Source organism: Plantactinospora sp. GCM10030261 (assembly GCF_042666615.1).
GTDB lineage: Bacteria > Actinomycetota > Actinomycetes > Mycobacteriales > Micromonosporaceae > KBS50.
This window is the reverse complement of record NZ_JBHTDD010000023.1, coordinates 77,266-102,006: the sequence shown is the minus strand read 5'-3', so window position 1 is coordinate 102,006 and position 24,741 is coordinate 77,266. Positions and strand designations below refer to the sequence as shown.

Sequence of the window (24,741 nt, the reverse complement as noted above, 5' to 3'; positions counted from 1 at the left end):
CGCTACGGGACCGGTCCCTCGGTGCCGAACCCCGGCTCGCTGGTGCGCTCCGCCAGGGTGGCGGTCTCCTGGAAGACGGTGATGTGCAGCCCGGCCGGCGCATCCAGTCGCGAGTTCACCGACTTCCAAGGGGTACCGGTCGGCGGCGCCACCTCGGTGGCGCCAGCGTCGACCAGCCGCGCGGTCGTCGCCGGCCCGTCGTCGACCTCGAACGCCACGCGGATCTTCGGCGCCACCGGGCGCCCCACCTCCACCTCGTCGATGTAGCGCTTCTGCGCCGGGTTGACGATCTCCAGGGTGGCCCGACCGGCGTCCAGGATGGCGACCCGCGCCCCGCCGCCGCTGGAGAACGCCGCCTGCTCCGGCAGGCCGAGCACGTCTCGGTAGAAGGACAGGGCCGCCTCGTAGTCCTCCGCCTCGACGACGAGCCGGAGCTGGCGTACCGGGGGCGGTGGTGGTTGGTCGTGGGTCATGGATGTCCTCAGGGTTGAAGAGTCTGGGGTTGGTGCCCTGGATGCTCACCAGCTATCTCATTCTGCTGACCACCGCCGTCGCCACACCACCGGGAGACGAACGCGTGCCGGGAGCCGCACCCAGGATCTGGCCGAGGTAGGTTGGCGCCATGGCGACCCACTGGACACTGGGCTGCGATGCCGACGATCCCCAGCGGATCGCGACTTTCTGGGCCGTTGCGCTCGGCTATGTCCAGGAGCCTGGGCACGACGAGCCCGACAACGCCTCGATCGTCGACCCGGACGGCCGGGGCCCGCAATAGCCTTCCTGAGGGTGCCGGAGGGCAAGACCGCCAAGAACCGGATGCACATCGACGTCCGCGTGGCCGGCCTGGGTCCCTGGGACATGGCGGAGCGGGCGCGGCTGATCCGGCAGCGGGTGCCCCAGTTGGTGGCCGCCGGCGCGACGGTGGTCCGCGAGGAGTGGTACGGCGACGTCCTGGGACATGTCGTCATGCTGGACCCCGAGGGCAACGAGTTCTGCGTCGCGTGATCCCGTGCCGTCACCCAGCCGACGAGGCGGCCAGCGCCGCCCTGGACAGCGCGACATCCGGTGATCGCGGCTGACGGCTGGTCGCCGCCGGACCTCGTCCAGACGATTCGGCGGCAGGTCAGTCGCGAGCGGTGCCCCCGTCCGGACGCCTCGGTCGCGGCACCACCGGGTCAATCGCGTACGGTGTCCCCGCCGGTCGCCCCATCGTGGCGCAGCCCGGCGAGTTGAGCCTGGTAGACGGCGCTCATCTCGTCGTAGTGCCGCGCCAGCAGCCGCAACTCCTCGATGCCGTAACCGCTGACAACGGCTGCCATCGCCTGGCCGAAGGATGCGTACAACCGAGTGCCGCTCTCGACGCTGCCTGGCACCAGCGTGATGATGACCCGGCGCTGGTCGGCGGGGTCGCGCTCGGCGGTGACGTAGCCGGCCTGCTTCAGCCGGCGGATCATGCTGGTGATCGCACCGGTGGTGAGGTTCGTCTGCTCGGCGAGTTGCCCGGCTCGACCTCGGCCGCCGGTGCCACCCGGGCGGTGACCATCCGGCCCCGCCCCGACCGACCGGCGACTCGGATCCGCCCTGGGCCGGACCGACGACGGTCCGGGCACCGGGCCGTACCGGGCACCATGCACCGGGCACGCGGCGTACCGGGCACGCGGCGTACCGGCGCGGCTCAGTGGCGCGGCGGCGGGCCGACGCTGCGGCGGGGGATCAGGGTCGGTGCGATGGTCTGTCGCAGCGGACCCGCGGGGTCCGACTCGATCTGGGCGAGCAGCAGGTCAAGGCTCGCCCGGGCGACCGCGGCGAAGTCGGGTCGGACGGTGGTCAGCGGAGGGATGAAGTACGCGGCCTCCGGCACGTCGTCGAAGCCCACCACGCTGATGTCGTCAGGCACCCGCCGGCCGTGCTCGTGCAGCGCCCGCAGCACGCCGAGCGCCAGATGGTCGTTGGCGGTGAACACCGCGGTGACCTCCGGCATCCGGACCAGCATCTGCCCGCACCGGTATCCGGCGGCGGCGGACCAGTCCGCCGGGACCAACGGTGGCACCTCGGCCTCGGCCAGCCGCAACGCCTCCCGCCAGCCCTCGATCCGGCCGGCGCTGTCGAACCAGTCCGGTGGACCGGACACGTGCCAGACCGTCCGGTGGCCGGCCTCGAGGAGGTGCTGTGTGGCGGCCCGGGCGCCGGCGACCTGATCGACCGTCACCAGAGGCGCTGTCCGGCGCGGGTCGCCGTCCACGGTGACCAGCGGAACGTCGTGGGGCAATCGTTCCAGGGCTTCCCCGGCCGACTCGACCGGCGCGATCACCACCACCCCGCCGACCCGGTGCGCCAGGTGACGCTCGACCACCGCCGAGATGGACCGGTGGTCGAGGTCCCGGACACTGCCGACACTGACCGCGAAACCCGCCTCGGCCGCTGCCTGCTCGAAGGCGGCGAGCAACGAGGCTGGACCGTAGAGGGTGGTGTTCTGCGCGACCACGCCGATCACCTGGGACCGGCCGGTGACCAGAGCGCGGGCGGCGCGGTTGGGCCGGTAACCCAGTTCGGCGATCGCCGCCTGGACCCGCAACCGGGTCTGCTCCCGCACGTTGGGATGCCCGTTGAGGACCCGGGACACCGTCTGGTGGGAGACGCCGGCGAGGCGAGCCACGTCCGTCATCGCAGGACCCCGCACGGCCACCTCACTTCCCCGCCCACCGGCGACCGCGTTCGGTCGACGGCCCGGGAGCGGCGTCACGTCACACGCAACCGCTTCCGCAGCCGTCACGCCCGTGTGCCGGGCGGTCCGAGACTGGATCACCGACAGTCTACGCCAGTCGTCCCGCTGGTCATCGTCGTGGCGTAACCGGTAACGGGAACCCTCGTGTCCGGATGTTGACGGGCCGTACGTCTGCTGATGGCCCGCCGCGTCGAACGCGTGACGGCGGAGAACCGGCTGATGGTGGACCTCAACGGCGTGCTCGTCGGTAGACCTCCCGGTATGAGAATGACTCTGAGGCATACCCGGTCCGGGCGTGCTCGCGGCCGACGACCGCACGCGCCACCCGAGAAGCGCCGCCGGAGCGAGCGGTCCGCCCGGAACGCGGGCAGACCTCTCGGCGAACATCCTCAGGTCACCCGGGTGAATGACCCCGGTCACGGTGTGGTCAGGTCGAACCGGCGGACCGTCACCGCGCCGCCCAGAGCCTGGGTGGCGTAGTTGAACATGCCGAACCGGTAGCCCATGAAGAACGTCCAGTTGTTGTTGAGCGTCAGGGCATTACCCAGTGGGGTGAAGGTGACCCCGTCGGTGCTGTACGAGAAGCGCGCCTGCCGGCCCGAGCCCGGGCGGATGTCGGCGTTGGCCCGCAGCCAGATCCGACCGCCGGAGACGGGAGCGCTGGCGACCTCGGTACCGGTACTCGTGGTGTCCCAGTTGTTGCCCATGGTCAGGCCGTTGGTCATCACCACCCGCGTGGCGCCGTTGTCCCGCCGGACGCCGATCCAGGCCGACGCGTCGCGCAGCATCGCCAGCCCCGCCCGGTCGCCGTCGCGCATGGTCGAGTAGTCCAGTTCGACGGTGCCGGTCGAGGTCGGCCCCTGGATCCGGTGCGTGAGCGTGTTGCGGGCCCGGTAGAGGTCGTTGGTCACCGACGCGGTCTGCAGGCGCAGCCCGTTGTTCACCGACCACCGGCTGTTGTCCGGGTTGTGGTTCCACTCGTACTGGACGCCCAACGTGCTGCCCGGGAAGGTGTCGGAGCCGGTGAGCGGCTTGACCGGCCGCGACGGCAGCGGGTTGGGGTAGTTGAGGCCCCAGGCGCCGTTGACGGTCTGCAGCTGTGGCCAGCCGTCACTGGTCCAGGTGATCGGCGCCAGCGTCGGCATCCGACCGCCGGGGTACGCGTCGGTGAACGCCATGTAGTACCAGGCGCCGTTCTGGGTCTGCACCAGGCCGCCCTGGTGCGGCACCCCACCGCCGGAGATGGGTCCTGGCAGGTTGAGCAGCACCTGCCGTTGCTCGTACGGGCCGAACGGGCCGTTTGTGGACTTGAGGACGTACTGGCCGTTGGCCGGCCGGGTAAGCCAGATGTAGTAGGCGCCGTTGCGCTTGTAGAAGCGGGCCCCCTCCAGCGTGCCGATGCTCGACGGGGTCTGGTACACCTGCTGGGCCCGCACCTGGGTGCGTCCGTCGGCGGACAGTTGGGCCACGCTGATCGTGCCGTTGCCGTACGCGACGTACATGGTGTCGTTGTCGTCGATAAGCATCCCGGCGTCGTAGTAGCAGTTGGGGAGGGTGGTGTGCCGGCTCCAGGTGCCGTCGACGGCGGAGGCGGTGTAGATGTGCGTCTGGGCGAAGTCGACGCAGCCGGCCCAGTAGAACGTCTGGTTGCTGGGCCGGTAGTTCAGCGTGGAGGCCCAGATGCCGTCGACGTACGCCTGACTGCCGCTGGGTAGGTCGTACTTCGCGCCGAAGTCCAGTCGGGGTACGGAGTGCCCGGCGAACTCCCAGTTCACCAGGTCCCAGGAGCGCAGCACCGGAGCGCCCGGCGAGTAGTGCATGGTCGAGGCGGACATGTAGTAGACGTCGCCGACCCGGATGATGTCGACGTCGGCGAAGTCCTGCCAGACGACCGGGTTTGTGAAGTTACCGCCGGGGGTGCCGGGGCCGTCCATCCGCACCAGCTGCCACTGCTGATGCGCTCCGTTGAAGTCGTCGTACTGGACGATGTTGCCCCCGTCGGCGGTCGAGGCGTTCTGCACCTCCACCACCTTGTTGGAGTTCCGGTTCACCAACCGCACGTAGCCGCCGTCCGAGTCCGCCAACCGGAATTGCTGATTCGTGCCGTTGTGATCCGCCCACTGCACGATGCTCGCGCCGTTGGCCGTCGAGAAGTTGTAGACATCCAGCACCTTGCCCGAATGTCGGGACCGTAGTCGGTAGTATCCACCGCCGGAATCGACGAACTGCCACTGCTGCCAGTTCCCGTTGTTACGCGACCACTGGGTGATCCGGGCCCCGTCGTTCGTCGCCTGGTTGTAGAGGTCCAGCGCCTTGCCACTGTTGCGATTGACAAGCACGTACCAGGCGTTCGGATCCACCGTCGCCGCCGACGCCGGTGACGGCACGACGCCCACCAGGGCACCACCTACCACCACCGCCACCACGGCGGCGGCCATCCGTGACCACCACCCATGCGGACGCGGCACGGCCCGCGGGAACCCACCGATGGCAACCATAATCCTCCTTCGATGACAGACTGGAATGGCTCGTCGGGAAGCCACCCGGCCCGGATCTCCGGGCCGGCACGCCTGCGGAGCACCTTGTGTGATCGTTAACACCAGCGCGAGTCAGAAACGGCGCCTGCCGCCCGTCAGTCGCGCCGGCCCCCGCAAACCGCGTCTAGCGACGGGCCCAACGGCCCGGCATATCGATTGCCCTCGCTATTGACTGTGAGCGATAACATTGCGTTAGTCAAGACGTAACACGCAAGGTCTCTACAGCCCGACCGCGCACCGGGATGGCACGGCGGAGCGCGGACGTACGGGACGGGTGGCCGTCCGCGCGGAGCGCGGGCGGCCACCCGTCATGCGTCATCAGCCGGCGGTCAGAAACCCCGGGCGAGCCGGTAGTACGCCTGATTCCACCGCAGTTCGTCGGCGAACCGGTGCGGCTCGGTGTCGGCGTCGATGACCACCAGTTCGGTCCGGCTCATCTCGGCCAGGTCGCGCAGCTCCTCCACGCCGAGCGCCCGGGAGAAGACGGTGTGATGCGGTCCGCCGGCCGTGATCCACGCCTCCGCCGACGCGGTGAGGTGGGGACGGGGCCGCCAGACCGCCCGGGCCACCGGCAACCGGCGCAGCGGCCGGGGTGGCGGCACGACGTCGACGACGTTGGCCACGAGCCGGAACCGCTCCCCCAGGTCCGCCATGCCGAGCACCACGGCCGGCCCCGGATCAGCGTCGAAGACCAGCCGTACCGGATCCTCCCGGCCGCCGATGGCGAGCGGGTGGATCTCGACGGTCGGCACGCCGGCGGCGATCGTCGGGCACACCTCGAGCATGTGGGCACCGAGCACCAGCTCCTCGCCGGGGCTGAGGTCGTAGGTGTAGTCCTCCATGAAGGACGTCCCGCCGGGCAACCCGACAGCCATCGCCTTCAGGGTGTGGACCAGCACCGACGTCTTCCAGTCGCCCTCACCACCGAAGCCGTACCCGTCGGCCATCAGCCGTTGCACGGCGATGCCGGGCAGCTGACGCAGGCCGCCCAGGTCCTCGAAGTTGGTGGTGAAGGCCCGGAATCCGCCCTCGTCCAGGAAGGCGCGCAGGCCGATCTCCTGGCGCGCGGCGTAACGCAGCGAGTCGTGGCGCGGGCCGCCGGGCCGCAACTGCGAGTCGACCCGGTACGTGTCGTCGTACTCCTTGACCAGGTCGTCCACCTGGGCGTCGGCCACCTCGTCGACCGCCGTGACCAGGTCGTTGACGCCGTAGGTGTTCACCGACACGCCGAATCGCAGTTCCGCCTCGACCTTGTCGCCCTCGGTCACGGCGACATCGCGCATGTTGTCCCCGAACCGGGCCAGCCGCAGGGACCGCACCGCCGACCAGCCGATCGCGGCGCGGGCCCAGGCACCGATCCGCCCGACCACCCGCGGGTCGGTCACGTGACCGGCGACGGTCTTGCGCGCCACCCCGAGCCGGGTCTGGATGTACCCGAACTCGCGGTCCCCGTGCGCCGCCTGGTTGAGGTTCATGAAGTCCATGTCGATCTCGTCCCAGGGGAGCCGGACGTTGGCCTGGGTGTGCAGGTGCAGCAGCGGGGTCCGCAGCGCGTCCAGCCCCGCGATCCACATCTTGGCCGGCGAGAAGGTGTGCATCCAGGCGATCACCCCGACCGCTCCCTGCGCGGCCGCGTCCCGGCAGACGTCGAGGATGGCCGCGCTGGAGGTCACGACCGGCTTCCAGACCACCCGCACGGGAATCCCCGGCGACTCGTCCAGCCGCGCGGCGATCTGCCGGGACTGGTCGGCCACCTGCCGGAGGGTGTCCTCGCCGTACAGGCCCTGGCTTCCGGTGAGGAACCAGACCTCGGGCTGGGGATGCGTTGCCATGTTGTTGCCTTCCGCGAGTGGGACGGTCACGTGAACGCCGGTCGGACGGTCACTTGAACCGGATGCCGATGAGGCGCTGCAGAACGATGAAGGCGAAGAGCAGCCCGCCGATCACTATCTTGGTCCACCAGGAGTTGAGGCTGCCGTCGAACGTGATCAGGGTCTGGATGACGCCCAGCACCAGCACGCCGAGGACCGTGCCGAACACGTAACCTGACCCGCCGCTGAGCACCGTGCCACCGATGACGACGGCGGCGATCACGTCCAGTTCCATGCCGATGGCGATCAACGGCGCCCCGGAGAGGGTGTAGAACGACAGCAGGATGCCGCCGATGGCCGAACACAACCCGCTGACCGTGTAGACGGCGATCCGGGTCCGGCCCACCGGCAGCCCCATCAACAGTGCCGACTGCGGGTTGCCGCCGATGGCGTACACGTTGCGGCCGAACCGGGTATAGGCCAGCACGTACGCGGCGACGAGGACGACGACGAAGGCGATCAGCACGCTTATCGACACGAAGTTGCCGGTACGATCGCCGATGCGCTGCTGCGACATGGTGGTCCAGAACCCGTCGGTGATCGGGATGGACGCGTCGCTGATGAACGTGCACATGCCCCGGGCGAAGAACATGCCGGCGAGGGTGACGATGAACGGCTGGATGTCGAAGAAGTGGATCGCGCAGCCCATCAGGAACCCGAGGAGTGGGCCGATCAGCAACGCGATCACCAGCACCAGGGCGGCCGGCATCCCGTCCCGCAGCAGCGCGGCCGACACCATCGCCGTCATGGCGACCACCGAGCCGACCGACAGGTCGATCCCGCCGGTCAGGATCACGAAGGTCATCCCGACCGCGACGACAAGCAGGAACCCGTTGTCGATGAAGACGTTGAAGACGACCTGCACGTTGGAGAACGCCCGGTACTGGGAGACCCCGATGCCGTACATGACCAGCAGCAGGGCGAGGGTCGCCAGCACCGGCACGTGCCGGCGGGGCAGGGTGGGCCGCCAGGCACGGGGGGTGGTCAACGACGTGCTGCTCATGCCGGCACCTGCTCCTTCTCCCGCTGGGGCGCCATCGACCCGGGCGCGGGGTCACGCCGGCGCCGGCCGAACTTCGCCCGGAACGCCGGCGCCTGGATGAGGCACACGGCGATGACGACGACCGCCTTGAACAGCAGCGACGTCTGCGGCGAGATGTTCATGGCGTACACCGTGGTGGTGAGGGTCTGGATGAACAGCGCGCCCAGGATCGTGCCGCCCAGGAAGAACCGACCGCCCGCGAGGGACGTGCCGCCGATGACCACCGCGAGGATGGCGTCGAGTTCCACCCAGAGGCCGGCGGAATTCCCGTCGGCGCTGGACACGTTGGCGGTCATCATGAAGCCGGCCACCGCGGCGCAGGCGGCGCTGACCACGTACACCAGGAAGACCACGCGGCCCGACCGGATGCCGGCCAGCCGGCTCGCCTCGGCGTTGCCGCCGACGGACTCGACGATCAGGCCGAGGGCGGTGCGGCGGGTGAGCGCGGCGACGAGCAGGGTCGCGCCCAGGGCGATGAAGATCGCCAGCGGCAGGGTCAGGACGTGCCCCAGGCCGATCGCCCGGTACGGCCCGGAGTTGATCGTGATGATCTGACCCTCCGTGATGAGTTGGGCGACGCCCCGGCCGGCCACCATCAGGATCAGCGTGGCGACGATGGGCTGGATACCGATGACGGCGACCAGCACCCCGTTCCACGCGCCGAGGACGAGCGCCGCTCCGAAGGCCATGAGGAGCGCGGTGAGGACGGTGGCCGGGCTGTTCTGGTCGGGCGCCTCGCTGATGTAGAGACAGGCGATGGCGCCGCTGATGGCGCAGAGCGAGCCGACGGACAGGTCGATGCCGCCGGTGGCGATGACAAGCGTCATGCCGAGCGCCACGAGGATCAACGGCGCGCTGAGCCGCAGGATGTCGATCGGCGTACCGTAGAGATGCCCGTCCTTGACCTCGACGGACAGGAAGCCGGGGCGGTACGCCGTGTTGGCGACAAGCATCAGGACGAGCACCAGGGCGGGCCAGAACAGCCGGTGCCCGGTGAGGGCGCGGAGGCGACCCGTGGTGGTGTTCATCGGTTCACCTCCTCCCGGTGGGATCCGCTGGCGATGGTTTGCATGACGCGGTCGGCGTCGAGCGTGTCGTCGTTGTCGAGTTGGGCGACCATCGTCCGGTCCCGCATGACGGCGACGCGGTGGCTCAGCCGCAGCACCTCCTCCAGTTCGGCGGAGATGAACAGCACTGCCATGCCGCCGTCGGACAGCTCGACCACCAGTCGCTGGATCTCCGTCTTGGCGCCGATGTCGATGCCGCGGGTGGGTTCGTCGAGGATCAACAGGCGCGGCTCGGTGATGAGCCATCGGGCCAGTAGCACCTTCTGCTGGTTGCCGCCGGACAGGTTGCGGACCGGCAGCTCCGGATTCGCCGGCCGGATGCTGAGCGCCTTGACGTACCTGTCGACCAGCTCGTCCTGGCGGCGGCGCGGAATCGGCCGCGACCAGCCGCGCGCCGCCTGCATCGCCAGGATCATGTTCTCCCGCACGGTCAGCTCGGGCACGATGCCCTCCGCGCGCCGGTTCTCCGAGCAGAACCCGATGCCACGGTCGATCGCCTGGGTCGGCGTCCGGAGCGGCACCCGACCGCCGTCGACCGCGACGTGGCCGTGGTCGGCCCGGTCGGCACCGAACAGCAGCCGGGCCACCTCGGTACGCCCGGAGCCGAGCAGGCCCGCCAGGCCGACCACCTCGCCGGACTGGACGCGCAGCGTGAACGGCACGACGGCACCCTTGCGGCCGAGTTCCGCCGCCTCCACCAGGGCGGCACCGCCGGTCGGGGCCGGAGCGGTCCGCCGTTGCTGCTCGTCGAGCCGCTCCAACGCGTCCAATTCCTTGCCGATCATCTTCTCGACGAGGCTGAACTGGGGCAGCTCATCGGTCTGGTACTCGCCCACCAGCGTGCCGTTGCGCAGCACCGTGATCCGGTCGGCGATGCGGTAGACCTGGTCGAGGAAGTGGGTGACGAACAGGATCGCGATGCCCTCGTCCCGGAGCTGGCGCATGATCCGGAATAGCTGCTCCACCTCGTCGGCGTCCAGGCTGGAGGTCGGCTCGTCGAGGATGAGCACCCGGGCCCGCACATCGATGGCGCGGGCGATGGCCACCATCTGCTGCACGGCCAGCGAGTGGGCACTGAGCTGGGTGGTGACGTCGACGTCGAGGTCGAGCCGGGCCAGCAGCTCCCGCGCCCGCCGGCGCATCTCACGCCACCGGACGCCACCGAGCCGGCGTGGCTCCCGACCGATGAAGATGTTCTCCGCCACCGACAGATTGGTGCAGAGATTGACCTCCTGGTAGACGGTGCTCACGCCGGCCGCCGCGGCACGCATCGGCCCGGTGAAGGCGACCTGCTCACCGCCGAGGGTGACGGTGCCCTCGTCGATGCCGTATACGCCGGTCAACACCTTGATCAACGTCGACTTCCCGGCGCCGTTCTCGCCCATCAGGGCGTGGACCTCGCCCGGGAAGAGCCGGAAATCGACGTCGTGGAGCGCGCGGACCCCCGGGAAGGACTTGCTGATCCCGGTCATCGTCAGGACCGGACGGCTATCCGTCATCCCATCAGACCTCTTCTGGATGATGTCGGTGCGGAAGGCGAGCGACGGGCCGGGGTCGCCGCCCCGCAGCGGCGGCGACAACCCCGACGCCGGTCAGTACTTGCGGCTCGGCAACGCCGCCTTGGCCTGCTCCTGGGTGAAGGTGGTCTCCTCGGTCTCGATCCGTTCAGGCACCTCCTCGCCCGCGTGGACCTTCTTCACCAGGTCCATGAGCTGTGGGCCGAGCAGCGGGCTGCACTCCGCGATGAAGTTGAACTTGCCGTCCGCGAGGGCCTGCATGCCATCCTTCACCGCGTCGATGGTGATAATGATGATGTCCTTGCCCGGCGTCTTGCCGGCCGCGGTGATCGCCTCCAGCGCGCCAAGCCCCATGTCGTCGTTGTGCGCGAAGAGCACGTCGATCTTCGGGTTCGCCTTGAGGAACTGCTCCATCACCTGCTTACCGCCAGCCCGGGTGAATTCACCCGACTGGGAGGCGATGACCTTCAGGTTCGGGTTCGCGGCGATCGCCTCGGCGAAACCCTCCTTGCGGTCGTTGGCCGGGGCCGACCCGGTGCTGCCCTGGAGTTCGACGATGTTGACCGGCCCGGTGGCGTCCTTGGTGTTCTCCACCAGCCACTCGCCGGACAGCCGGCCTTCCTTGACGAAGTCCGAGCCGAGGAAGGTCTTGTAGAGCGTCTTGTCCGGCGAGTCCACCGCGCGGTCGGTCAGGATCACCGGGATGCCGGCGTCCTTGGCCTCCTTGAGGACGGTGTCCCAGCCCGACTCCACAACCGGCGAGAAGGCGATCACGTCCACCTGCTGCTGGATGAAGTTGCGGATCGCCTTGATCTGGTTTTCCTGCTTCTGCTGCGCGTCGTCGAACTTCAACTCGATGCCGGCCTCGGCAGCCGCCTCCTTGATCGAGGTGGTGTTCGCCGTCCGCCAACCGCTCTCGGCACCGACCTGGGAGAAGCCCAGGACGATCTTCTCGTTGCCGCCGCCGTCGCCGCCGGTGTCGCTGTTGCCGCAGGCCGCCGCGCCGCCGACGAGTAGCGCGGCGGCGAGCACCGCGACGACGTTGCGTCCCATTCTCCTGTTTCTCATCGGTTCTCCTCGGGGGTTGGGTACCCGGGCCGCGCCGACGAGCGGCGTAGACCCGGCTGTGATGGATGGTGCTGCGTCAGGCGGATTCGAATCGTGCGGTCCCGGTCGCGGGACGCTGTCCGTAGACGTTCTGGTACCTGTCGTGCAGGGCGTCGATGTCGGCCGGCGCGATCGGCGCCGGTTCGCCGAGCGCACGGGCCAGGTGCGCGGTGCGGGCGACGTCCTCACACATCACCGCCGCCTTGACCGCCGCGCGGGCGTCCCTGCCGATCGTGAAGACCCCGTGGTTGCGCATCAGTACCGCCGGCGACCGGTGTCCGGACAGCACGGTGACGATCCCCTTGCCGATGTCGTCCCCGCCGATCAGCGCGAACGGCCCGATCGGAATCTCCCCGCCGAACTCGTCGGCCTGCGCGGTCAGCCAGCACGGGATCGCCTCACCGCGGGCGGCCCACGCGGTCGCGTACCCGCTGTGCGTGTGGACGACGCCACCGACCTGGGGCATCGCGCGGTAGACATACGCGTGTGCCGCGGTGTCGCTGGACGGTGCGCCCTCGCCGTCCACGACGTTCCCGTCGAGGTCGCAGACGACAATGGTGTCCGCCGTCAGGTCGGCGTAGTCCACCCCGCTGGGCTTGATGACCATCAGATCCTGTCCCGGGACCCGCGCCGACACGTTGCCGGAGGTCCACGCCACCAGCCCGTACCGGGTCAGCTCGCCGTGCAGGCGGGCCACGGTTCCGCGCAGCTCGGCGACCCGCCGGGCCAGGTCGGCGTTCATCCGACCACCTCCCTCTCGGTGTCCGCCTGGACCGTCACCGCGGCCGCGTTCCGGATCGCCCGTAGGCGGAGCATGACGTCGTCCCCACCGCGCCCGAAGTGGTCGTGCAACGTGCGGTATTCGGCGTAGAGCGCGTCGTAGGCCCGCGCGTCGGCGGGGTTCGGCCGGTAGACACCCTCGTCCACCCGGCCCATCGCGGCCGATGCCTCGTGGATCGAGGGGTACGCTCCGGCGGCGACCGCCGCGTGGATGGCGGACCCGAGTGCCGGGCCCTGGGCCGAGCCGATGATGCTCAGTGGACGCTTCGTGACATCTGCGTAGATCTGCATGAGCAGCCGGTTCGAGGTGAGGCCACCGGCGACCACCAGGTCGGTGACGGGCACCCCGGCCTCGACGAACGCCTCGATGATCATGCGTGTCCCGAACGCCGTGGATTCCAGCAGCGCCCGGTAGACGTCCTCCGGCCGGGTGGCCAGCGTCAGCCCGACGACGAGGCCGCTGAGGTCGTGGTTGACAAGCAGCGAGCGGTTGCCGTTCCACCAGTCCAGTGCCACCAGGCCGTGGGCGCCGACCGGCTGGGCGGCGGCCAGTTCGGTCAACCGCTCGTGTGAGTCCATCCCAGCCGGGGCGGCATGCCTGACGAACCAGCCGAAGATGTCCCCGACCCCGCTCTGCCCGGCCTCGTAGCCCCAGGCACCCGGACTGATTCCCCCGTCCACCACACCGCACATGCCGGCCACCTCCGCCAGGTCGGTGCCGTTGACGACGTGGCAGGTGGACGTGCCCATGATGGCGACCAGCCGGCCGGGCGAGAGGGCCTGGGCGGCGGCAGCGGTGACGTGCGCGTCGACGTTGCCGACGGCGACCGCGATGCCCTCCGGCAGCCCGGTCCAGGCGGCCGCCCGCGCACTGAGGGAGCCGGCCCGGTCACCGAGGGGCAGCAGCGGGCCGTCCAGCTTGGTCACGAAGTCGACGAAGTCCGGGTGGAGCGCGTCCAGGTAGTCCTTCGCCGGATAGCGGCCGTCCTGACGGATGCCCTTGTAGCCGGCGGTGCAGACGTTGCGGGTCTCGGTGCCGCACAACTGCCACACGATCCAGTCGGCCGCCTCGATGAAGCGGTCAGCCCGCTGGTATACCTCGGGATCCTCCTCCAGGATCTGCAGTCCCTTGGCGAACTGCCACTCGGCGGAGATCTTGCCGCCGTAACGGCCGATCCACGGCTCATCCCGCTCGTGGGCCAGGGCGTTGATCCGGTCGGCGTGCGGCTGTGCTGCGTGGTGCTTCCACAGCTTGACCCAGGCGTGCGGGCGATCGCGCAGGTCCGGGAGTTGGCACAGCGGCGTGCCGTCGGCGAGCGTCGGCAGAACCGTGCACGCCGTGAAGTCGGTGCCGATGCCGACGACCCGGGACGGATCGACGCCGGCGTCGGCCAGCGCGGCCGGCACGGCGTGCCGCAGCACGTCCCGGTAGTCCTCCGGGTCCTGCAACGCCCAGTTCGGCGGCAGCGCCGGCCCGCCGCCGGGTAGCGCCGTCTCGATCACACCGTGGCGGTACTCGTGCACCGCGGTGCCGACCTCCGCGCCGTCACGGACCCGCACCACCAGGACCCGTCCGGAGAGCGTGCCGTAGTCGATGCCGACCACGTAGCGCTCGTCGGTACCGTCCACCCTGCTCACGACCACCTCCGAAGCACGACCGGGGATAGTGTTAACGCTCACATACACTGTCGTCAAGACGCCCGCCGCAACAGGTCGGTAACAGAAGGAGGCGGCTGGGCGACATCTGACCGGAGATCACCGGCGGTGACCATCACCCGACGCCTCCCACCCCGGACACCCTCCGGCGAGGGGCTCCCGGACGATCGGACGGAGGGCGGCACCGAGCGCCGAAGGGTACCCACAGACAGGACTTGTGAGCGATAACAATGACCTTTTCGAGGAAGCCATCCACCGGTACCAACCATCGATCGACGCCTCGCTCCGGCGCCGCCACCCGAGCAGGTCAGGCGCTAGTCGGCGGTGGTCACCACGGCGCCGGCACCGGTGATCTCACGGAAGTGCGGCGGGTCCTCGTAATTTACATCTGTTTATGTAAGCGATAACATTACGGCAATCAGCCGAGTGGCTTTCCGGGCAAGCCACCACGGCTCGGGACCGGCCCGGCGCGCCCGCCGCTGACGGGGACCGCCGACGCGCCGCCATCAGGTCGTCAAAGACAGGGCGACCAGCGCACAGTGACCGCCGGCGTCCACGAACGAGCGCGACAGTCGCCCGTGGCCGCCGGGGCGTCCGCCGACGGGCTCCGACGTCCGTCCGACACCGGCGACCCGGCCTCCGGCGGCGGTGGACCCGGCTGTCGAGACGTGACCTCGACGAATGAGCACACCCATCGAACAAGGAGGAGAACACGTGCGGAGACCGAGCAGATGGCTGACGGCCGTCCTGGGCGTCCTGGCGGTCACCCTCGCCATGACCGTGACCGGTGGGGTGCTCGCACCCCGTCCCGCCGAGGCGCTCAACAACGGCGTCGCCCGGACCCCACCGATGGGTTGGAACACCTGGAACACGTTCGGCTGCAACATCAACGAAACGCTCATCCGGCAGATGGCCGACGCGATCGTCGCCAACGGCCTGCGGGACCTCGGGTACAAGTACGTCGTCGTCGACGACTGCTGGTTCGACCCGAACCGGGACGCACAGGGCAACCTGCAGGGCCACCCGCAGCGCTTCCCGAGCGGGATGAAGGCCCTCGGCGACTACCTGCACTCCCGGGGCCTGTTGTTCGGCATCTACCAGGGGCCGCTGGACCAGACCTGCGCACAGTACTTCGACGCCTTCCCCGGCTCCACCGGCAGTCTCGGCCACGAGTACCAGGACGCCCGGCAGTTCGCCGCCTGGGGCGTGGACTACCTGAAGTACGACTGGTGCTCCCCCACCGGGACCATCAACGACCAGGTGGCCAGGTTCGGCATCATGCGGGACGCGCTGGCGGCCACCGGCCGGCCGATCGTCTACAGCATCAACTCGAACAGCATCCACGAGAAGACCGGGCCGCAGCGCAACTGGAGCGACGTGGCGAACCTCTGGCGGACCACCGAGGACATCACCAACGCGTGGAACACCGGCCAGACCAACGGCTACCCGATGGGCATCCAGAACATCGTCAATGTGAACGTGCCACTGGCCGGGTCCGCCGGACCTGGCGGCTTCAACGACCCGGACATGATGGAGGTCGGCCGCGGCGGCATGACGGACACCGAGATGCGCAGCCACTTCGCCCTGTGGGCGATCATGGCGGCACCGCTCATGATGGGCAACGACGTGCGATCGGCCAACGCGGAGACGCTTACCATCCTGCGCAACCAGCAGCTCATCGCCATCAACCAGGACACCCTGGGCCGACAGGCGGTCCAGGTGTCCAACGACGGCACCCGGCGGGTCCTGGCCAAGCCGCTGGCCAATGGCGACGTGGCGGTCGCCCTGTTCAACCAGGGCAGCTCCACCACCACGGTCTCCACCACCGCCGCGGCGATCGGCAAGACCGGCAGCTCGTTCACCCTGCGCGACGCGTGGACCAATGGCACCACCACCAGCACCGGGGCCATCTCCACGAGTGTCCCGGCGCACGGCACCGTGGTGTACCGGGTGAGCGGCGGCGGCACCACCGAGCCGCCACCACCGAGCACGTTCCGGCTGCGCAGCGAGTCGTCCGGCCGCTGCCTCGACGTCGACAACTCCAACACCGCCAACGGCACCGGCACCCTGATCTGGGACTGCCACGGCAACCCCAACCAGCAGATCACCCAGAACGGTCAGACGCTGCGGATCCTCGGCAAGTGCCTGGAGGTCCCGACCAACGCGACAAACGGCACCCGGGTGCGGATCTGGGACTGCAACGAAGGCACAAACCAGCAGTGGACGTTCGACGGCAACGGCACGATCAGCAACGTCCGCTTCCCGTCCCTGTGCCTGGACGTCAACAGCGGGGGCACAGCGAACGGGACCACGGTGATCCTCTGGTCCTGCCACGGCAACGCCAACCAGCGATGGAGCCGGGCGTGACCACCGGTCCATGACCGGAGCCGCCGGCCGGCCGGTCCCCGATCGCGAGCCGCCGGCCGGGTGGGAGGGCACGCCACCCGGCCGGTTCCGCGCGTACGCGCCTCAGCGGCTGCCCGCCGCGCGCCGCTTGTTGTAGATGTCGAACGCCACCGCGACGAGCAGCACCAGCCCCTTCACCACCGACTGGATCGACTGGTCGACCCCCATGAGCTGCATGCCGTTGCTCATCACAGCCATGATCAGGCCACCGACCATCGCGCCCACCACGGTGCCCACACCGCCGGTGACCGCCGCGCCACCGATGAAGGCCGCCGCGATGGCGTCCAGCTCGAACATGTTGCCGGCGGCGGGCTGGGCACCGTTGGACCGCGACGAATAGATGACGCCCGCGACGGCCGACAGGAACCCCATGTTGACGAGGACCCAGAAGTTGACCGTCTTCACCTTGACGCCGGACAGCGTGGCGGCCGGGAGGTTACCGCCGATCGCGTACACCTGGCGCCCGAAGACCGTCCGCCGGGTGAGCAAACCGTAACCGAGTACGAGCACGGCCAGGATGATCAGCACGATCGGCAGTCCCCGGGCGTGGGCCAGTTGCCACGCGAAGTACATGACGACCGCGCCGACCGCGACCACCCGCGCGATGAACAGCGGAAACGACTCCACGGGCTGCTCGTGACGGATCCGGGCCACCCGGGTCCGGAACACCCCCACCGCGTAGCCGACCACCGCGAAGACCCCGATGAACAGGGTGAACGCGTCGAAACCCTGGCCACCGAGGAGCCCGTTGAGGAAGCCGGCGGCGACCCGTTGGTACTCGGCCGGGAACGGCGACAGCGAGATGTTGTCCAACACCCGGAGCGTGAGACCGCGGAACAGCAGCATTCCGGCCAGGGTGACGATGAAGGCAGGGATTCCGGCGTACGCGATCCAGAGACCGTGCCAGGCGCCGACCGCGATCCCCACCGCGAGCGCCGCCAGCACGCCGGCCCACCAGGGAAAGCCTTCCCGGATCACGAGTACGGCGGAGACGGCGCCGGTGAGCGCGACCACCGAGCCGACCGACAGGTCGATGTGACCCCCGATGATCACGATGACCATGCCGATCGCGAGCACCAGGATGTAGGAGTACTGGAGGACGATGTTCGTGATGTTGCCCGGACTGAGCGACACGCCGTCGGTGAGCACCGCGAACAGGGCGACGATCACGACGAGGGCGATGTAGATGCCGCTCTGCCGCAGGTTGCCGAGGATCAGGGTCCGAGGGTCACTCGTCCCGGTGTGCAGAGCGGTGGCGGGGGCCGACTCGGCCGGCCCGGCCTTTCCGGTGGCAGGGGGCTTCGTGCTGGTCATCCGACGCGATCCTTGTCCTTCGTCATGAGTTCCATGAGGTTCTGCTGCGTCGCCTCCCGCACCGGCAACTCGCCGGTGATCCGGCCGGCCGCGAGGGTGTAGATGCGGTCGCACATGCCGAGCAGCTCGGGCAGTTCGGACGAGATGACGATGACGGCCTTCCCGTCGGCCACCAGGCGGTTGATGATCGTGTAGATCTCGAACTTCGCGCCGACGTCGATGCCCCTGGTCGGCTCGTCCAGGATCAGCACGTCCGGATCGGTGAACAGCCACTTCGCGAGGACGACCTTCTGCTGGTTGCCGCCGGAGAGCTTGCCGACCACGGACATGACGCTCGGAGACTTGATGTTCATCTCGCGCCGGCTCCGCTCGGCGACCCTGATCTCTTCGTTCCCGTCGACCCAACCGAGGCGGGCCAGCTTGCGCAACGCGGCGGCCGAGACGTTGCCCCGGACATCGTCGATCACGTTGAGGCCGTACCGCTTCCGGTCCTCCGTCGCGTACGCGATGCCGTTCTCGATGGCCTCGGCCACCGAGCGCACCCGGACCTCCCGGCCGTGGACGAACAGCCGGCCGGTGATGTCCCGACCGTACGAGCGGCCGAACACGCTCATCGCCAGTTCGGTGCGGCCGGCGCCCATCAACCCGGCGATGCCGACCACCTCACCGGCCCGGACGGTGAGGGAGGCCCCGTCGACCACCAGCCGGTCCTGCGTGGGGTGCCGCACCGTCCAGTCCTCGATCCGGAGCACCTCCTGTCCGGGCGTCGACGTCCGGTCCGGATAGAAGGCGGCGAGGTCGCGACCGACCATGCCACGGATGATCCGCTCCTGGGTAGCGGTGCTGTCGCTCATGTCGAGCGTCTCCACCGTCCGGCCGTCCCGGAGGACGGTGGTCGAGTCGGCGATCGAGACGATCTCGCCGAGCTTGTGCGAGATCATGATGCAGGTGATGCCCCGATCCCGGAGCCGACGCATCAGGTCCAGCAGATGCGCCGAGTCGACGTCGTTGAGCGCGGCCGTCGGCTCGTCGAGGATCAGCAGGCGCACCTCCTTCGACAACGCCTTGGCGATCTCGACGAGTTGCTGCTTGCCCACCCCGAGCTGGATGACCGGGGTGACCGGGTTCTCCCGGAGCCCGACCGATTCCAGCAGGCGCGCGGCTTCGGCGTTTGTCCGGTTCCAGTCGATCAGGCCGCCCGTGCCGCGCCGCTCGTTGCCCAGGAAGATGTTCTCCGCGATCGACAGGTACGGCACCAGGGCCAGTTCCTGGTGGATGATGACGATGCCGTGCGCCTCGCTGTCCCGGATGCCCCGGATGTGGACCGGCTGACCGTCGAAAACGATCTCTCCGTCGTAACTGCCCGCCGGGTACACCCCGGACAACACCTTCATCAGGGTGGACTTGCCGGCGCCGTTCTCGCCGCAGATGGCATGGATCTCGCCCCGCCGCACGGCGAGTGAGACGTCCCGGAGCGCCGTCACCCCAGGGAAGGTCTTGGTGATGTCACGCATTTCGAGGATGTTCTCGCCCATGGGAACCCGTCCTGCTCGTGGCCGTCGGGTGTGCTGGCGGTGGGCTCGGCGGCGGATCCACCGCCTGGCCCACCGCCATGGATCACTTCGCCTGACCGGAGGCGACCTCCTCGGCGGTCAGGTAGCCGGAGTCGATCAGCACGGACGTGATGTCGTCCTTGTAGACGGTCTGGACCGGCAGCAGGAACGACGGCACGACCTTGACCCCGTTCTCGTAGGTCTTGGTGTCGTTGGCCGCCGGCTCCTTGTCCTGCAGGTACGCCTCGGCTGCGATGACGGCCTGCTCGGCCAGCAGCCGGGTGTCCTTGAAGATGGTGGAACTCTGGACACCGTCGTTGATGAGCTTGACGGACGCCACCTCGGCGTCCTGGCCGGTCACCACCGGCATCTTCTTCGCCCCGGCGCCGTAGCCGGCGTTCTGCAGCGCGGTGATGATGCCACGCGACAGGCCGTCGAACGGCGACAGCACGCCGTTGACCACGCTGCCGTCGTTGTAGCTGGAGGTGAGCAGGTCCTCCATGCGCTTCTGCGCCGTCTCCTGCTGCCACCGCAGGATGGCCACCTGCTCGATCTTCGTCTGGCCGGACTTCACCCGCAGGGCACCGGCGTCGACGAAGGGCTTGAGGGTGTCCATGGCGCCGCTGAAGAAGAAGTGGGCGTTGTTGTCGTCGAGCGAGCCGGCGAAAAGCTCCACGTTGAACGGTCCGGCCGCGGTGCCCTTCGAGCCGTCCTTGTTCTGCAGGCCGAGGCCGACCAGCAGCGCGTTGGCCTGGGCGACGCCGACCTTGTAATTGTCGAAGCTGACGTAGAAGTTGACGTTCGGGCTGTCCCGGATGAGCCGGTCGTACGAGATGACGGGGATCTTCGCGTCCGCCGCCGCCTGGAGTTGGCCGCTGAGCGCGGTGCCGTCGATCGCCGCGATGATCAGCACGTCCGCGCCCTGGGTGATCATCTGGTCGACCTGCTGTGACTGCGTCGGGATGTCGTCCCCCGCGTACTGGAGATCGACCTTGTACCCCTTCGCGGTCAGCTTCTCCTTCACGGAGTTGCCGTCGGCGATCCACCGCTCCGAGGTTTGCGTCGGCATCGAGACACCGATCGTCAGGTCAGCGGGCTTGTCTCCACTCGTGTCACCCCCACCACCGGCGCCCTCCCCGGAACAGGCCGCCATGCCGATGGCGAGCGCCGCTCCACTCAGCGCGGCCAGAATTCGTCTGCGCACGGGCTTCTCCCTCCGCACTCCACGAAACACACAGGTAACCTTCCGGCGAGTGTTAGCGCTCACAAGATCGGCGTCAACTGATGTCACGGAATCTGGGCGTCTCGTTCTCGTAACGAAAGGGCGCGGTACGCCGCCAGCCGCCGGCCCGGTCTCCGGTGTGGACCTGGCTCGGGAGGTCCGCGCCGCCGAGCCTTGCACCACACCGTTGCTGGTCGTCTCACCCATTACGCGCATCCGGCCGATCCGGTGGGTCGGCGTTGACGGGCACTCCTGGATCCACGTACCGTGCATCGCAGACCTTCGATACCAGCGTCGCTGCGTCACCGTTGCCGTCGCCCGCCCGCGCCGGCCCTCGCGGGCACTCGATCTCCCCGCACCACCCGCCGCACCGGGCACAGGAGGCATGCCGATCATGTTAGCGATAACACAATGGGTACCGGGTATGCGTCGGGCTGCGAGGCGCGGCGGGCGACGAGGCCCCACCCGGCCCGGCGCGGGACTGCGACGCGCCACCGCCCTGATCGCGACGCTGGTCTTCGCGGTCGCCCTACTACCGGGCGCCGCCCGGGCCGACAACCCGATAGTCCAGCACATCTACACCGCCGACCCGGCCCCGCTCGTGCACAACGGCCGGGTGTACCTCTACACCGGACACGACGAGGACGGCTCGACCTACTTCACCATGCGTGAGTGGCGGGTGTTCTCGTCCGCCGACATGGTGAACTGGACCGACCACGGCGTCCCGATGAGCCTCGCCACGTTCGGCTGGGCGAGCGCCGACGCGTGGGCCGGCCAGGTCGTCCACCGCAACGGCAACTTCTACTGGTACGTGCCGGTGAAGAACCGGTCGACAGGCCGGATGGCCATCGGCGTCGGGGTGTCCAGCAGCCCCACGGGACCGTTCCGGGACGCCATCGGGCGGCCGCTTGTCGAGAACGGTGAGATCGACCCGCACGCGTTCATCGACGACGACGGCCAGGCGTACCTGTACTGGGGCAACCCGAACCTGTGGTACGTACGGCTCAACGCCGACATGACGTCGTACTCCGGCGGCCCGACGCAGATCCCGCTGACCACCGCCGGCTTCGGCACCCGCACCGGCAACACCAGCCGCCCGACCCTCTACGAGGAAGGCCCGTGGGTCTACAAGCGCAACGGGCTCTACTACAACGTCTTCGCCGCCGAGTGCTGCTCCGAGTTCATCGGATATTCGACCGCCCCCGGCCCGACCGGACCGTGGACCTACCGGGGCACGGTCATGCCCCGGCAGGGCGGCAGCTTCACCAACCACCCCGGTGTCATCGACTTCAACGGCCAGTCGTACTTCTTCTACCACAACGGCGCGCTACCCGGCGGTGGCGGCTTCACCCGCTCGGTAGCCGTGGAACGGTTCAGCTACAACTCCAACGGCACCATCCCGACGATCAACATGACCACCGCGGGCGCTCCCCAGGTCGGCACGCTGAACCCGTACGTCCGGCAGGAGGCCGAGACGATCGCCTGGGGTTCGGGCATCGAGACGGAACCGTCCAGCGAGGGCGGCATGAACGTCGGTTGGCTCGAGAACGGCGATTACATCATGGTCAAGGGGGTCGCCTTCGGTGGCGGCGCGACGTCCTTCTCCGCCCGGGTCGCCTCCGCCACCAGCGGCGGCCGGATCGAGGTGCGGCTGGACAGCGCCAGCGGTCCGATCGTCGGCACCTGCGCCGTGGGCGGCACCGGCGGGTGGCAGGCCTGGACGACCACCACCTGCGCCGTGGGCGGCGCCACCGGCACCCGGAACGTGTACCTGCGTTTCGCCGGCGGCAGCGGGAACCTGTTCAACGTGAACTGGTGGCAGTTCGGCGGCGGCGGCAGCACCCCGACGGCGTACCGGATCACGAACCGCAACAGCGGCCAGGTCATCGACGTCCAGCAGCCCAACCTGGAAAACCTCGCCGTCATCGGGCAGTGGACCAGCAACGGCAACCCGTGGCAGCAGTGGCGCTTCCTGGACGCCGGCAACGGCACGGTGCGACTGCAGAGCGTACACAGCGGAAAGTGTGTCGACGTGGCGAACGCCGCCACGGCGGACGGGGCGCAGATCATCCAGTACACCTGCCACGACGGGCTGAACCAGGCGTTCCGGTGGCAATCCGTCGGCGGCGACCACCACAACCTGGTAAACGTCAACAGCAACAAGTGCCTGAACGTGGTCGGTGGCTCCACCGCCGCCGGCGCCGCCCTGGAACAGCGGACGTGCGACTCGGCGACCAGCATGCAGTGGTCCCGCGCCTGAGCCGGCCGGATGTCGGAGGTCGCTGTTAGCGTCCGTCGCATGGCCTGGGACCTCATCGGAGCGCCGTCCAGCGCCGGCGCGCACACGCCGGGAGTCGAGAGCGCCCCGGCCGCCCTTCGCGCGGCCGGACTGGTCGATCTCATCCGGGCCGTTACCCCGATCGAGGACCTCGGTGACGTGCCGGGCTTTCGCTGGCGACCGGACATCCCGCGGCCACGGGCGCAGAACGCGGACGCGGTCGCCCGGGTCGCGGGCGACGTGGCGGATCGGGTAGCGGCGTCGCTCGACCGGCAACGGGTCCCTCTGGTGCTGGGTGGTGACTGCACCGTGACCATCGGGCTGGTGGCCGGTCTCGCCCGCACCGGCTCGGCACCCGTCCTGGTATACGTCGACGGCGGGCCCGACCTCTACACGCCCGAGACCCGGGCGCACGGCAACCTCGACGCGATGGGCCTGGCCCACATGCTGGGTCTGCCCGGTCACCACCCGGCGGTCGCGTCGGTCGGCCCTTACGTCCCGCTGCTCACTCCCGACCGGGTCGTCGTGTACGGCGACGAGCTCCCGGCCGGTGACCACGAACGCGACCTCGTGGACCAGTTGGGCCTCGCGTACGTGCCGGGCGAGGAGGTCCATGCCGACCTGGCGGGCGCGGCGTGGCGCGCCCGGACGCTCGCGGAGTCGGCCGGGCCGGCGTTCGTGGTCCACTTCGACGTCGACGTCCTGCGCTTCGCCGAGGCGCCGCTCGCGGACGTGCCGGAGCCGTTCGGGCTGACTCTCGCGGAGGCGGCGACCACCCTGGCCACGCTGGTGGCGAGCCCGCGTTTCGCCGGACTCTCGGTCACCGAGATCAACCCCCACCACCTGCCCGACGCCACGGTCCTCCCCCGGTTCGTGCACGCCCTGGCGGAGGCGCTGACCCGGACGGACCCCGGCGGACCGATGAGTTCGGGGCGCTCCGCCGGTCTCTGTACCGACAACACCTGATTCTCGAAGGGATCACTCCTGTGGCGAAGGTCGTCTCCACGCTGTTCATCTCGGTCGACGGGGTCGCCGAGATCGACCCCGACTGGCACTTCCCCTACTTCGACGAGAACATGGGCCGGGCCGTCGACGAGGACTACAACACCGCCGATGTGCTGCTCATCGGCCGCAAGACCTATGACAGCTTCGTGGGTGCCTGGCCGGGCCGGGAAGCGGCGGGCGAGGACGACGCCCCGTTCGCCAAGCGACTCGGCGACACGCGCAAGGTCGTCGTCTCACGCCAGCCGTTGGAGTTCTCCTGGCGCAACTCCGAGCTGGTCGACGGCGACCTGGTCGACGCCGTGACCTCGCTCAAGGCCGACACCGGCGTCGCCGGCATCCTCATCCCCGGATCGATCTCCGTGGTGCAGCAGCTACTCGCCGCGGGACTTGTCGACGAGCTGCGCCTGCTGGTGCACCCGGTGGCTGCCCGCAAGGGCCGCCGGCTGTTCGACGACGGTGACGCGCCGTACCACCTGAGGACGACGGCGACGGAGGTCCTCCCCACGGGCGTGCTCCGCGTGATCTACGCACCGACGGCGGCGCCCACCCCGGCCGGCTACGACGACGTCAAGGACCAGGTGCCGGGAGGTGAATAGCTGTCCGGTACCAGCCACAGTCCCCGCCGAGGCTCGATCCCTACCTATGCTGACCGGGGCTGGAG

At 69.3% G+C, this 24,741-nt stretch carries 18 protein-coding genes and 1 pseudogene; 5 read left to right on the top strand and 14 right to left on the bottom strand.

Annotation, left to right across the window (positions count from 1 at the left end):
- Positions 1–2 precede the first annotated feature (2 nt).
- The gene (locus tag ACFQUZ_RS24100; RefSeq protein ID WP_377446076.1) at positions 3–473 is read right to left on the bottom strand and encodes a VOC family protein; all 471 of its coding nucleotides are present in this window, start codon (positions 471–473) and stop codon (positions 3–5) included.
- Positions 474–622: 149 nt separating this feature from the next.
- On the opposite strand from ACFQUZ_RS24100, the pseudogene ACFQUZ_RS24095 reads away from it, so the two are divergent.
- Positions 623–1,005: pseudogene (locus ACFQUZ_RS24095) on the top strand (VOC family protein).
- Positions 1,006–1,175: 170 nt separating this feature from the next.
- Here the strand turns inward: ACFQUZ_RS24095 and ACFQUZ_RS24090 are convergent.
- The 10 genes from ACFQUZ_RS24090 to araB form a co-directional block, all read right to left on the bottom strand.
- Positions 1,176–1,610: a MarR family transcriptional regulator gene (locus ACFQUZ_RS24090; protein ID WP_377446106.1), complete on the bottom strand. Its 435-nt coding sequence runs from the start codon at positions 1,608–1,610 to the stop codon at positions 1,176–1,178.
- Between the two features lie 65 nt (positions 1,611–1,675).
- Positions 1,676–2,665 (bottom strand): LacI family DNA-binding transcriptional regulator, encoded by a 990-nt coding sequence (locus ACFQUZ_RS24085; protein ID WP_377446074.1) that lies wholly within the window; start codon positions 2,663–2,665, stop codon positions 1,676–1,678.
- A gap of 476 nt (positions 2,666–3,141) precedes the next feature.
- Positions 3,142–5,223, bottom strand: a complete 2,082-nt coding sequence (locus ACFQUZ_RS24080; RefSeq protein ID WP_377446073.1) for an RICIN domain-containing protein — start codon at positions 5,221–5,223, stop codon at positions 3,142–3,144.
- A gap of 368 nt (positions 5,224–5,591) precedes the next feature.
- Complete coding sequence (gene araA / locus ACFQUZ_RS24075) at positions 5,592–7,094, bottom strand: L-arabinose isomerase (RefSeq protein ID WP_377446071.1); 1,503 nt, start codon at positions 7,092–7,094, stop codon at positions 5,592–5,594.
- A 49-nt stretch (positions 7,095–7,143) separates the two neighbouring features.
- Complete coding sequence (gene yjfF / locus ACFQUZ_RS24070; protein WP_377446069.1) at positions 7,144–8,136, bottom strand: galactofuranose ABC transporter, permease protein YjfF; 993 nt, start codon at positions 8,134–8,136, stop codon at positions 7,144–7,146.
- A complete protein-coding gene (locus tag ACFQUZ_RS24065; protein ID WP_377446067.1) occupies positions 8,133–9,203 on the bottom strand; it encodes an ABC transporter permease in 1,071 nt (356 codons plus the stop codon). Before ACFQUZ_RS24065 ends, yjfF begins: the two co-directional genes overlap by 4 nt.
- Positions 9,200–10,741: a sugar ABC transporter ATP-binding protein gene (locus ACFQUZ_RS24060; RefSeq protein WP_377446066.1), complete on the bottom strand. Its 1,542-nt coding sequence runs from the start codon at positions 10,739–10,741 to the stop codon at positions 9,200–9,202. The genes ACFQUZ_RS24065 and ACFQUZ_RS24060 overlap by 4 nt, the downstream gene beginning before the upstream one ends.
- A 93-nt stretch (positions 10,742–10,834) precedes the next feature.
- On the bottom strand, positions 10,835–11,827 hold the full coding sequence (locus ACFQUZ_RS24055; protein ID WP_377446064.1) for an ABC transporter substrate-binding protein: 993 nt from the start codon (positions 11,825–11,827) through the stop codon (positions 10,835–10,837).
- 76 nt (positions 11,828–11,903) lie between these two features.
- Positions 11,904–12,608, bottom strand: coding sequence for an L-ribulose-5-phosphate 4-epimerase (locus tag ACFQUZ_RS24050; RefSeq protein WP_377446062.1), 705 nt, complete (start codon positions 12,606–12,608; stop codon positions 11,904–11,906).
- Positions 12,605–14,284: a ribulokinase gene (araB, locus tag ACFQUZ_RS24045; RefSeq protein WP_377446061.1), complete on the bottom strand. Its 1,680-nt coding sequence runs from the start codon at positions 14,282–14,284 to the stop codon at positions 12,605–12,607. Before araB ends, ACFQUZ_RS24050 begins: the two co-directional genes overlap by 4 nt.
- A 792-nt stretch (positions 14,285–15,076) precedes the next feature.
- Here araB and ACFQUZ_RS24040 point away from each other — a divergent pair.
- Complete coding sequence (locus ACFQUZ_RS24040) at positions 15,077–16,669, top strand: glycoside hydrolase family 27 protein (protein WP_377446104.1); 1,593 nt, start codon at positions 15,077–15,079, stop codon at positions 16,667–16,669.
- 102 nt (positions 16,670–16,771) lie between these two features.
- Here the strand turns inward: ACFQUZ_RS24040 and mmsB are convergent, their stop codons facing one another.
- The 3 genes from mmsB to chvE all read right to left on the bottom strand — a co-directional run bounded on the left by mmsB (position 16,772) and on the right by chvE (position 20,779).
- The gene (mmsB, locus tag ACFQUZ_RS24035) at positions 16,772–18,022 is read right to left on the bottom strand and encodes a multiple monosaccharide ABC transporter permease (RefSeq protein ID WP_377446060.1); all 1,251 of its coding nucleotides are present in this window, start codon (positions 18,020–18,022) and stop codon (positions 16,772–16,774) included.
- Positions 18,019–19,557, bottom strand: a complete 1,539-nt coding sequence (gene mmsA / locus ACFQUZ_RS24030) for a multiple monosaccharide ABC transporter ATP-binding protein (protein ID WP_377446058.1) — start codon at positions 19,555–19,557, stop codon at positions 18,019–18,021. The genes mmsB and mmsA overlap by 4 nt, the downstream gene beginning before the upstream one ends.
- A gap of 82 nt (positions 19,558–19,639) precedes the next feature.
- Positions 19,640–20,779, bottom strand: a complete 1,140-nt coding sequence (gene chvE / locus ACFQUZ_RS24025) for a multiple monosaccharide ABC transporter substrate-binding protein (protein WP_377446056.1) — start codon at positions 20,777–20,779, stop codon at positions 19,640–19,642.
- Between the two features lie 442 nt (positions 20,780–21,221).
- On the opposite strand from chvE, the gene ACFQUZ_RS24020 reads away from it, so the two are divergent.
- The 3 genes from ACFQUZ_RS24020 to ACFQUZ_RS24010 are packed head-to-tail and all read left to right on the top strand — an operon-like array spanning position 21,222 to position 24,676.
- The gene (locus tag ACFQUZ_RS24020) at positions 21,222–23,057 is read left to right on the top strand and encodes a family 43 glycosylhydrolase (RefSeq protein ID WP_377446055.1); all 1,836 of its coding nucleotides are present in this window, start codon (positions 21,222–21,224) and stop codon (positions 23,055–23,057) included.
- 39 nt (positions 23,058–23,096) lie between these two features.
- Positions 23,097–24,041 carry an arginase family protein gene (locus ACFQUZ_RS24015; protein ID WP_377446053.1) on the top strand — a complete coding sequence of 315 codons (945 nt, stop codon included), beginning with the start codon at positions 23,097–23,099 and terminating at the stop codon, positions 24,039–24,041.
- A 20-nt stretch (positions 24,042–24,061) separates the two neighbouring features.
- Positions 24,062–24,676: a dihydrofolate reductase family protein gene (locus tag ACFQUZ_RS24010; protein ID WP_377446051.1), complete on the top strand. Its 615-nt coding sequence runs from the start codon at positions 24,062–24,064 to the stop codon at positions 24,674–24,676.
- The last annotated feature ends 65 nt before the right edge of the window (positions 24,677–24,741 follow it).

Coding starts and splice junctions, on each gene's coding strand:
- ACFQUZ_RS24015 (WP_377446053.1), top strand. CDS start 23,097: ATGGCCTGGGACCTCATCGGAGCGCCGTCCAGCGCCGGCGCGCACACG.
- araA (WP_377446071.1), bottom strand. CDS start 7,094: ATGGCAACGCATCCCCAGCCCGAGGTCTGGTTCCTCACCGGAAGCCAG.
- ACFQUZ_RS24060 (WP_377446066.1), bottom strand. CDS start 10,741: ATGACGGATAGCCGTCCGGTCCTGACGATGACCGGGATCAGCAAGTCC.
- ACFQUZ_RS24055 (WP_377446064.1), bottom strand. CDS start 11,827: ATGAGAAACAGGAGAATGGGACGCAACGTCGTCGCGGTGCTCGCCGCC.
- mmsB (WP_377446060.1), bottom strand. CDS start 18,022: ATGACCAGCACGAAGCCCCCTGCCACCGGAAAGGCCGGGCCGGCCGAG.
- ACFQUZ_RS24040 (WP_377446104.1), top strand. CDS start 15,077: ATGACCGTGACCGGTGGGGTGCTCGCACCCCGTCCCGCCGAGGCGCTC.
- ACFQUZ_RS24080 (WP_377446073.1), bottom strand. CDS start 5,223: ATGGTTGCCATCGGTGGGTTCCCGCGGGCCGTGCCGCGTCCGCATGGG.
- ACFQUZ_RS24100 (WP_377446076.1), bottom strand. CDS start 473: ATGACCCACGACCAACCACCACCGCCCCCGGTACGCCAGCTCCGGCTC.
- ACFQUZ_RS24050 (WP_377446062.1), bottom strand. CDS start 12,608: ATGAACGCCGACCTGGCCCGGCGGGTCGCCGAGCTGCGCGGAACCGTG.
- ACFQUZ_RS24020 (WP_377446055.1), top strand. CDS start 21,222: ATGCGTCGGGCTGCGAGGCGCGGCGGGCGACGAGGCCCCACCCGGCCC.
- mmsA (WP_377446058.1), bottom strand. CDS start 19,557: ATGGGCGAGAACATCCTCGAAATGCGTGACATCACCAAGACCTTCCCT.
- ACFQUZ_RS24065 (WP_377446067.1), bottom strand. CDS start 9,203: ATGAACACCACCACGGGTCGCCTCCGCGCCCTCACCGGGCACCGGCTG.
- yjfF (WP_377446069.1), bottom strand. CDS start 8,136: ATGAGCAGCACGTCGTTGACCACCCCCCGTGCCTGGCGGCCCACCCTG.
- ACFQUZ_RS24085 (WP_377446074.1), bottom strand. CDS start 2,665: ATGACGGACGTGGCTCGCCTCGCCGGCGTCTCCCACCAGACGGTGTCC.